Source organism: Flavobacterium sp. CF108, from assembly GCF_900129795.1.
In the GTDB taxonomy this organism is placed as follows: domain Bacteria; phylum Bacteroidota; class Bacteroidia; order Flavobacteriales; family Flavobacteriaceae; genus Flavobacterium.
In genome coordinates, this window is sequence record NZ_FQWW01000006.1 from 216,884 (window position 1) to 228,232 (window position 11,349).

The 11,349-nt window shown below is 33.3% G+C and carries 2 protein-coding genes; both read left to right on the forward strand.

The annotated features are described in order from the left end of the window. Window positions 1–3: 3 nt before the first annotated feature. Window positions 4–4,743, forward strand: coding sequence for a non-ribosomal peptide synthetase (locus BUE10_RS17395; protein ID WP_073487133.1), 4,740 nt, complete (start codon window positions 4–6; stop codon window positions 4,741–4,743). A gap of 42 nt (window positions 4,744–4,785) precedes the next feature. Next, complete coding sequence (locus tag BUE10_RS17400) at window positions 4,786–11,337, forward strand: non-ribosomal peptide synthetase (protein ID WP_073487134.1); 6,552 nt, start codon at window positions 4,786–4,788, stop codon at window positions 11,335–11,337. The last annotated feature ends 12 nt before the right edge of the window (window positions 11,338–11,349 follow it).

Consider the following 11,349-nt stretch of genomic DNA (forward strand, 5'->3'; position numbering starts at 1 on the left):
AAAATGAAAAGTAAAAACATTTATAAAATCATTGAGCTTCTTACAAGTAATGGAATTTCATTATTTGTGAAGGATAATGAACTGAAGGTGATGAAAAGAACAGATAATAAACTATCTGAAGAGCTTTTGTCAATAATCAAATCAAATAAAGAGGAGCTAATCACTTTTTTAAACAGCCAGAAAAACAGCTCGCTTAATAAAGTTAAAACTGTAAGTGATTATGGTTTGCCAACTACTATAACCAATAAAAAACTGAAGGATTTTTTAGAAATGCCTGTACATGAAAGTAAGGTTTCTAATGTGTATCCATTAACACCTTTACAAAAAGGGTTTTTGTTTCACAACTTATATGATGATGATAAATCGGCTTATATATGCCAGTTTCATTGCGATTTAAAAGGAGTAATTTCCAGAGAATCTTTTAACAAAAGCTGGATGTATTTATTACAGCAGCATACGGTTTTAAGAACAGCAGTTTTTGGTCAGGATTTGGATATTCCTGTTCAAACTGTTTATGATCAGGTTCAGCTGCCAATTAATGAGTTGGATTATAGCAGCTTATCAAAAGAAGAATTTCAATTAGCATTTGATAAGTTTTTAAAAGCAGATGAAGAAGCCGGTTTCAATTTAGAAGAAGCTCCGTTGTTTCGAATGACCCTAATTAAGTTTGGAGAAGATGATACCCGTTTTGTATTTACACATCATCATATTATACTAGATGGATGGTCTGTTCAAAACATAATGAGAAATTTCCATTCTATTTATATACAATTAGAAACAAAAGGAGTACTTCCAGAACTAGCCTTAGATGATTTTGGATCACATCTTCGTCATATTTCAAATGTAAATGAGGCTAAAGGTTTATCTTATTGGCAGACCTATCTTTCAGATATTACATTACCAAGTTATATTCCGTTTGTGAAGGATAATACATTGCGCAACAAATTATTTGGCAACAAAAAAATAGAGTTCACAATTAATGGATCGATAAAAGCTTTTACAAAAAAACACCGCATTACCGAAAATACTTTATTGCAGGGAGCTTGGGCTTACTTATTATCGAAATATACAGGAAATGAGACTGTTGCATTTGGTGCAATAATATCAGGAAGAGATTCTAAAGAAGAAGATATAGAAGCAAAAATAGGATTGTACATGAATACAATTCCTGTATGCAGTACCCTGAATAAAGATGCTAAAATAGCAGACTGGTTACAGGAATTACAAAAAGGACATACAATTGCAAGAGAAGAATATGGTGATTTAGCATTAAACGATATCGAATCTCAAAGTAATTTAAAAGGTTCCTTGTTTGATACTTTAATTTCTTTTCAAAATTACCTTGATGAAGAGGATGCACCAAGTATCGATGCTGAGCTAAGAATGCAAAATTTAAAAGGAGATACAAATACAAATTATGCAATTACGTTAGATGTTTATGCTTCTTTAAATAAGCTGAAAATTATATTACAATATAATAATGAACTTATTACAGACGAGAGTATCTTAAATATTAAAGGACATTTTGAAACACTTTTTGAAAGCCTTTTAGATGATATTGAATATATAAAAGAGCTAAACTATTTAACTAAAAAGGAAGAAGAGTTATTAATTGAATTTAATAATACCGAAGCAGATTACGATAAAGAAAAGACCGTTTTAGACTTAATAGCAGAGCAGGTTTTGCTAAATCCAGAAGCAACGGCTCTTGTTTTTGAAGAGGAACATCTTACTTATAAAGAACTTGATTTACGATCAAAACTTTGGGCAGCAAATCTTATCGATTCAGGAGTAAAATCAGGATCTGTTGTTGCACTTAGAATGACAAGATCTGCAGACATGATAACGGCTATTCTTTCGGTTATGAAAGCAGGGGCTTCGTATATGGTAATTGATCAGGGGCTTCCAAACTCTCGTACAATCCATATGATGGAAGAAAGTTCTTGTACAAATATCATTACCAACATTGAGGATCAGCCTGCCGGACTAGAATCTTATAATTGGATAAATACAGCGCAGCTGGAGAAACAAAATGATGAGGTAGAACTGCCTAAAGTAACCACTCATGATTTAGCCTATTTGCTTTATACATCTGGCTCTACGGGCAAGCCTAAAGGCTGTATGATTTCTCATGGTAACTTATTTAATTTTATTTCCTGGGGAAATAACTATTATTTCGAAAATATCGAACAAGGCAATTGGGGATTAATAAGTTCAATGTCATTTGATTTATCTGTAACCGTAATTTTTACAAGCTTAACCAGAGGAAAAAAACTTTATATAGGCAGTGAAAAAAAGAGCATGGATCAATTACTGGAGGAATGTTTAAACAATCCGGAAATTGATACTTTAATGTTAACCCCAACTCACGTTACAATTATAAAAGATCTGGACATTCAAAAAACAAATGTCGAAATCTTCATTTGCGGAGGAGAGGAATTAAAGAAAAGCCATATTGAAATTATAAAAGATCTCAATGAAAGCTGTAAAATTTATAATGAATACGGTCCTACCGAAACCACTGTAGGATGTACTGCAATTGAAGTTTCATTAGAAGATGAAAAAATTTCAATAGGCCGCCCTATCGCCAATACAAAAATATACATTCTCGATGCTAATGTTAAAGCTGTACCAGTAGGTGTAGTGGGTGAAATTTATATAAGCGGACGTGGCGTATCAAAAGGATATATAGGTAATCCATCTTTAACAGCAGAAAAGTTTGTATCGATAAACAATTCGATATGCTACAAAACAGGAGATTTGGCTAAATGGGATTCTCAAGGGAGAATTGAATATGCAGGAAGAATCGACGACCAGGTTAAAATAAGAGGACACCGTATTCAGTTAAAAGAAATTGAATCTGTTCTGGACAGTTTAGAAGAAATTCAGGAATCTACAGTTATTATCAGAGAGGACCATACAAAAAGTAAGCAGCTTGTTGCTTATATCGTTTCCAGTCAGGAAATTAGTAATGCTGCTGTACAAAAATTTCTGGAAACCAAACTGCCTGAGTATATGGTTCCCCGAGTATATGTTCGCTTAGATGCTTTTCCTACAACTACCGCAGGTAAGATTAATAGAAATGCATTGCCAATTCCCGAATTTAGTGACAACTATGCAGCACCTGTAGAAGAATTAGAAAAACAATTGGTTGCGATATGGCAGAAACTTTTAGGCGTAGAAAAAATAGGTATTCATGATAATTTTTATGAACTGGGAGGAGATTCTATTAAAGCCATTCAGCTGGCAAGCCGCAGTAAATCAATTGGCATTCATTTTCAGGTAAAAGACGTATTTAATTACCAGACTATTGCTGAGATTGTACTGCATTTAAAGAGTGCAGATACTGCAATAAAGGAGACAGGACTTTTAGAAGGAGAAGTGCCGTTACATCCCATTCAAAAACTTTTCTTTAAAAGAGGGTACGAAGCAGTTAATCATAGTAATCAATCTGTATTGCTTAAAGTTTCAAAAACAATTACAAACGAAAACCTTGTTTTTGCCCTATCTGAATTGGTAAAACACCACGACGTTTTGCGAATGAATTATTATAAAAAGGAAGGCTCAATATACCCTTTGCAAAAATATGAATCCTATATTCCAAAATTGCACATAGAGCAGGTATATTCTTTAAAAGATATTCCTGAAATAGGTACAAAATACCAGGCTGATCTGGATATTTTTAAAGGCGATTTGGCTCGTTTTGTATTGTTTGAAACATCGCACGAAGAAAAAGAGAATCGTTTGTTTATTGCAATACATCATTTGGCAGTAGATGGAGTTTCGTGGAGAATCTTAACAGAAGATCTTATAAATCTTATCGAGAACCATTCATCTGGAAACAAACTGTCTTTACCAGAAAAAGCAACTTCATACCGTCAATGGGTAGAACAGCTTAATAGTTATGCAAGTACAGCTAACCTTGAAAGCGAATATATCTATTGGAAAGAAGCTTTATCTAATTATTCTCCGCTGCCGGTAGATACATCTTACGACAAACAAATCACTTATAACGAGACTGAAAATATCAGAATCTCTTTAGAACCTGCTTTAACTCATTTGCTTGTACATGAAATGCATACTATGTACGGAACAGAGATTAATGATATTTTAATAAGTGCCTTAACAATAGCATTATCAGAATGGATAGATGCCCCTAAAGTAGTTATTGCTCTAGAAGGACACGGTAGAGAAGAATTATTCGAAGATGTAGATATTAATAGAACAACAGGCTGGTTTACCAGTGTTTACCCTGTTTGCTTAGACTTAAGAGAAGTAGATGATATAGGTATTTTAATCGCAGACACAAAGGATATGCTAAGAGGTGTTCCTAACAAAGGAATTGGATATAATATATTGCAATTTGAATCGAAATCTGAAAAAATTAAATCCGACTTATCAATATTCTATGAGGATTTAACTTTTAACTATCTGGGAAGTTTTACAAATGTTCTGGATGCAAAAAAGGACAGCAAGGTTGATTTAGCTTCTGAATCTACAGGATTAAATGTAGCGAAACAAAACGCAAACCCGCATAAAATTTCTATAGACAGTATCATTATAGACGGAAGCTTACAAGTAGATTGGAACTATGATGCAAAACGTTACAAAAAAGAGACTGTTCAAAAATTAGCCAATGCATATATAGCTGCATTAGAGGATATTCTCTCGCATAGCAATCAATTTATTAATCAGGAAGAAGATGAAGTCGAAGAGGATGATTATCAAATCTCCATCTTATAAATCGTAATTTATTTAAGTCAAATTTATTTAAAGAAGTATAAAATGAAAACTAAAAATATTCCCGAAATAATTGAACTTTTAAAAAGTGACGACATTACTTTGTTTGTAAAAGATAGTCAGCTGGGCATTAAAAGTAAAAAAACGACCAAATTGCCTGAAGAGATTTTATCAATGATTAAATCAAATAAAGAGGAATTAATTACTTTTTTAAACAGTCAAAAAAGCAATTCACTTAATAAAATTAAAACAGTAAGTGATTATGGTTTACCAACTACAATAACAAATAAAAGGCTAAAGGATTTTTTAGAATTGCCGGTACATCAAAGTAAGGTTGCTAATATATATCCATTAACACCTTTACAAAAAGGATTTTTGTTTCACAATTTATACGATGATAATAAAGCAGCCTATATATGCCAGTTTCACTGTGATTTAAAAGGAGTAATTTCCAGAGCATCTTTTGATAAAACCTGGAACTATTTATTACAGCAGCACACGGTTTTAAGAACAGCCGTTTTTGGTCAGGATTTGGATATTCCGGTTCAAACGGTTTATGATAACGTAAAACTGCCAATCAATGAACTTGATTATAGTAAATTATCAGCAGCAGAATTTCAATCGGCATTTGATACGTTTTTAACGGCAGATAAAGAAGCGGGTTTTAATTTTGAAGAAGCTCCGTTATTTCGAATGACTTTGATTAAACTAGGAGAAGACCATACCCGTTTTGTATTTACACATCATCACATTATACTCGACGGATGGTCAGTACAAAACATAATGAAAAATTTCCATGCGGCTTATATACAATTGGAAACAAAAGGAACACTTCCAGAATTGGCTTTAGATGATTTTGGATCACATCTTCGTCATATTTCAAGTGTAAATGAGGCCAAAGGGTTGTCATATTGGCAAAGCTATCTCTCAGATCTTACCTTACCAAGTTATATTCCGTTTGTCAATGATAATACACTGCGAAACAAACTATTTGGCAACAAAAAGATAGAATTCACGGTTAGCGGATCAATAAAAACTTTTACAAAAAAACACCGCATTACCGAAAATACCTTATTGCAGGGAGCATGGGCTTATTTATTGTCAAAATATACAGGAAATGAAACTGTTGTTTTTGGGGCAACTGTTTTAGGGAGAGATTCGAAAGAAGAAAATATAGAAACAAAAATAGGATTGTATATCAATACAATTCCAGTATGCAGTACCCTAAAGAGGGATATTAAAATATCAGACTGGTTACAGGAATTACAAAAAGAACATACAATAGGAAGGGAAGAGTATGGACATTTAGCTCTAAGTGATATTGAAACTCAAAGTAATTTAAGAGGATCATTATTTGACACCATAATTTCTTTTCAAAATTATCCGGAAGCAGCTTCTCAATCAGAATTTAAAGAAAAACTGCAGGTAGAGAATATAGAAGGAATCGAAAGTACCAATTATACCATTTCATTAATTGTTTATTCATCCTTAGATAAACTAAATATCACGCTGAAATATAACAATGAATTTGTTTCAGATGAGATGATACTTAAAATTAAAGGACACTTAGAAGTAGTACTGGAAAGCTTTTTAAGGGATGTTGAACAGGTAAAAGACCTAAATTATCTTACCAAAGACGAAGAAAAACAATTAGTAGCTGGATTTAATAATACAAAAAGAGAGTATGTTAAAGATCAGTCAATTATTGATGTTTTTTCGCAGCAAGCACAACTTCATCCAGAGCGTACAGCCTTAGTTTTTGGATCAAAAGAAATAACGTATAAAGAGTTAGACATGCGTTCTAACCAAGTAGCTCAATATTTAGTTTCACAAGGAGTAATTCCCGGCAATATTGTAGGTTTATTGTTTGATCGTTCCTGGGAAATGATCGTTGGAATTATAGGGGTTTTAAAAGTAGGGGCCGGTTACTTACCACTAGATCCTAATTTGCCTGAAAAGCGTATTGAATATATGCTGGATCAAAGCAGAGCAACATTTTTATTATCTCAGCAGCAGTATCTGGACGAATATGCGGCATATCTTCCGGTTCAGGCTATGGATTCTCCAAAAATTAGTTCTCAAATAACTTCAAATGTAGCGGTTAAAACATTAGCCACAGATTTGGCCTATTGTATTTTCACTTCGGGTTCAACAGGAAAACCAAAAGGAGTGATGATGAATCACGGCAGCGTAATTAATTTGGTAAATGGTCTAAATGAGCTTGTTTACCAGCCTTATGAAGATAAAGTTTTACGTGTAGCCTTATTAGCCTCATATGTATTTGATGCTTCTGTACAGCAAATATTCGGATCTTTATTACAAGGGCACAGCCTATATATTTTAGATGATGAAAGCAGAAAAGACGGTGTTAAATTATTGTCTTTTTATAATGAAAACAGCATTGATTTATCAGACGGTACACCAACGCACCTTCGTTTATTAGTAAACGCTTTAGAGAAAAATGCTGCCTTGAATAGCTTGTCAAGCTGGATATTAGCAGGAGAGGTTTTATCTAAGGATTTAGTAAATACATTTCACTTAAAATTAGGCTTAAAGACACAATTATATAATTTTTATGGTCCTACAGAAACTTGTGTAGATTCGACATCATATAAAGTTGATCCTAAAAAATTAGATCAATATACCACCATTCCAATTGGTAAACCAATGCCAAACGAACGCGTTTACGTGACAGATAATCATGGCAGCCTGGTACCGCAGGGAATAATTGGAGAACTGTGTATAGCCGGTAGTGGGTTAGCCCAAAGATATATTGGAGATCAGTCACTTACTTCAGAGAAATTTAATTCAGAATGGATTCCTTGGGAAGACAGGGTTTACAAAACAGGAGATTTAGTAAAATGGATGCCAGACGGTAACCTGGAATATCACGGACGTAAAGATGATCAATTTAAAATAAGAGGATATAGAATAGAACCTACAGAAATTGAACAATATTTAACGGCTCATCCAAAAATTGAAAACTCAATTATTGTCGTTCAGGAATTTGAAAACGAGAAAACTTTAATTGCTTATTATCAGGCAAAATCTAAAATAAGTACTTCTGATATAAGAGGATATCTTGCTGCTTATCTGCCAGATTATATGATTCCGTCTTTTTACATGCATATTGAGAACTTTCTTTTTACTAGCAATGGAAAAATAGATCGTAAGAGCCTGCCGTCATATGAAATCAGTCCGGAAAAAGAGATTGCTCTTCCAACTAATGAAACAGAACAAAAACTTATAGCCATATATTCAGAGGTCCTTAAGGTCGACAGTAGTATTATTGGGGTTAATAGTAATTTTTTCGATCTGGGCGGACATTCACTAACCATGATGTTCTTAAATAATAAAATTGAGAAAGCCTTTAATTTAAAAATTCCATTAAAGGAAATGATGAGGTATTCAACAGTAGCTGATTTAAGCAAATTTATGCTGAAATCTACTGCATCTAATCACTCAGATATACAACCAGCAGAAAAGCAGGAGTATTATCCTTTGTCTTCATCACAAAAAAGAATGTACTTTTTGCATGAATACAACACAGGTTCCTTAGCCTACAATCTTCCGGCTGTTGTTACTTTAAACGGGATTTTGAAGAAAGAAAAACTGGAAGCTGCTTTTCAAAAATTAATTCAGCGTCACAATAATCTCCGAACTTCATTTGAATTTCTGGACGGAAACCCAATACAAAGAATTTTAACTAAGGTTGATTTTGTAATAACAGATCTTGCCAAAGAAGAAGATATAAATAAAGCAATTAAAAACTTTATCAGGCCTTTTGATTTGCATGAGGCACCACTTTGGCGTGTTGGAATTATGTCTGTATCAGATCAGGAACATATTATGGTAATTGATACGCATCATATTATTTCTGATGAAGTTACCAATGGTTTATTGTTAAGAGATTTGATATCCTTATACAAAGGAGAAACACTTCCTGAACTTCAAATACAATATCAGGATTATGTTATCTGGAATTTAAAAGAGAACCAGCAAAAAGAAATTTTAAAACAAAAAGAATATTGGCTTAATCAATTTATAGATGAAGTCCCTGCATTGCAATTGCCTTATGATCATGCAAGACCAAAACAACAAAGTGAATATGGTGACAAGTACGCTTTTAATTTAAGTAAAAATCAAATTGAGCAACTAAAGAAAATAGCCCGTGCAGAAGGAGTAACCATGTACAGTCTTATTCTGGCAGTTTACAATGTATTCCTTAGTAAGTTATCAAACCAGAATGATATCGTAGTAGGTACGCCGGTTGCCGGCCGCAGACATGCAGATTTAGAGAAAATTGCAGGTATTTTTATCAATACACTTCCTATCAGGAATCACGTTGATGGATCACAAAGCTTTACAGCATTTCTGCATCAGGTACAAGAAGTCAATTCAACGGCATTTGAAAATCAGTTATATCCGTATGATGAGTTAATTGATGCTTTAGATTTAGAAAGAAATGGAAATAGAAGCCCATTATTTGATGTGTTTTTAAATTATGAATTTGAAAATGAAAAACTAGATTTAAAGGATTCAGAACTTAAAATTGGCAGCATAGATATACCTTATCCAATTGCAAAATTTGACCTGCACTTATCAGTATTAGAAACAGAAGAAAATCTCAACCTGAGCCTGGCTTACAGTAAAGATCTATTTGAATCAGCCAGTGCAGAACGTTTCGCTTTTTATTTTGTTCGTATTGTCGATACCATAATAAATAATAAAAACGAACTGCTAAAGGATATTTCTATTCTGTCTGCAAAAGAGCAAAATCAGCTGTTAGTTGAATTTAACGATTCAGCACAAGATTATGAGATAGACAAAACAGTTTTGGATTTGTTTTCAGAACAGGTTTTACTCCATCCAAACGAGCAGGCACTTATTTTTGAAGATAATCATATTACATATAAGGAATTAGATTCAAGATCTAGTATTTGGGCTGCTAACTTACTTGATATGGGTATTAAACCAGGATCTGTAGTGGCGCTTAGAATGACCAGATCTATAGAAATGATAACCACACTTCTTGCCATAATGAAAGCAGGTGCTGCTTATATGATAATAGACTCCAATTTACCGGGTTCTCGTGCAGCGCACATGATGGAAGAAAGTACTGCTTTCCTTATCATTACAAATATAGAGCAGCAAATAGAAGGTTTAGAAGCTTATAATTTCTTGTTAGTAGAAGACTTAGACAATCATGAAATTGAAAACGAAACCATTAAACTCCCTGAAGTAAGTACAGAAAACCTGGCTTATCTGCTTTACACATCAGGTTCTACAGGCAGGCCAAAAGGATGTATGATTTCGCATGCCAATCTATTTAATTATATCGTTTGGAGTAACAATTTTTACTTTAAGAATAATGCCGAAGGCAATTGGGGAATCACCAGTTCTATGTCATTTGATTTGTCTGTAACGGCAGTTTTTACCAGTCTGACCAGAGGAAAAAAACTCTTTATAGGAAATGAAAAAGAAAATGTGGATCAGCTTTTAGAAGATTGCTTTAACAATCCTGAAATAGATACTATAAAGCTTACACCAACACACATTGCACTTTTAAAAGATCTCGATATTCAAGATACAAATGTGACTATAGTTATTTGCGGAGGTGAGCAGCTAAAGAAAAGCCATATAAAAATTCTGAAAGATTTAAATACAAATATCAGGGTTTACAATGAATATGGACCAACTGAAACTACAGTAGGATGTACATCGGCTGAGGTTTCAATAACTGACGAACCTATAACGGTAGGTTACCCTATTGCAAACACAAAAATCTACGTTTTGGATGCTGATAAAAAAACAGTGCCAATTGGGGTAATAGGAGAATTATTCATTGGAGGTTCAGGTGTGTCAAAAGGCTACATGGGCAATCCGGTTTTAACAGCAGAAAGATTTGTGTCAATAGAAAACAAAACATGTTATAAAACAGGAGATTTAGCCCGATGGGATGTAGAAGGAAGAATTGAATATATAGGAAGAATTGATGATCAGATAAAAATAAGAGGATATAGAATAGAACCCGGAGAAATAGAATTGGTTTTAGAAAATCTTCCGTTCATAGAGCAGGCTTTTGTAACAGTTAAAGGAATAGATGAAAATAAACAACTGTATGCCTACATAAAAGGAAATAAGGAAATAGAAGCAGTAGTAATAAAAGAAATCCTTAAAGACATTCTTCCTAACTATATGATTCCGTCCTCATTTATTTGGTTAGATGAGTTTCCTTACACTGTAAATGGAAAAATAGACCATAAAGCACTTTTAAATAATGAGGAAAAGATAACAGTGGCCTATGTAAAACCATCCAATTATGTGGAAGAAAAATTAGTAAAAATATGGTCCGGAATTCTTGATTTAGAAGAAGACGAGATAAGTGTAGAATCTAATTTTATAACACTCGGAGGTCATTCGTTAAATGTAATTCAAATGGCCAATACGATCAATAAAGAATTTGGGGTTCAAATAAAACTAGATGATATTTTCAATGGAAAAACCATTCGGGAATTATCAGAATTAATAGGAATGAAAGCTTGGCTGGAAACCGAAAGTGACCAAAAAAGTACACGTAAAGAAATTGTATTATAAATCGAAGACAAA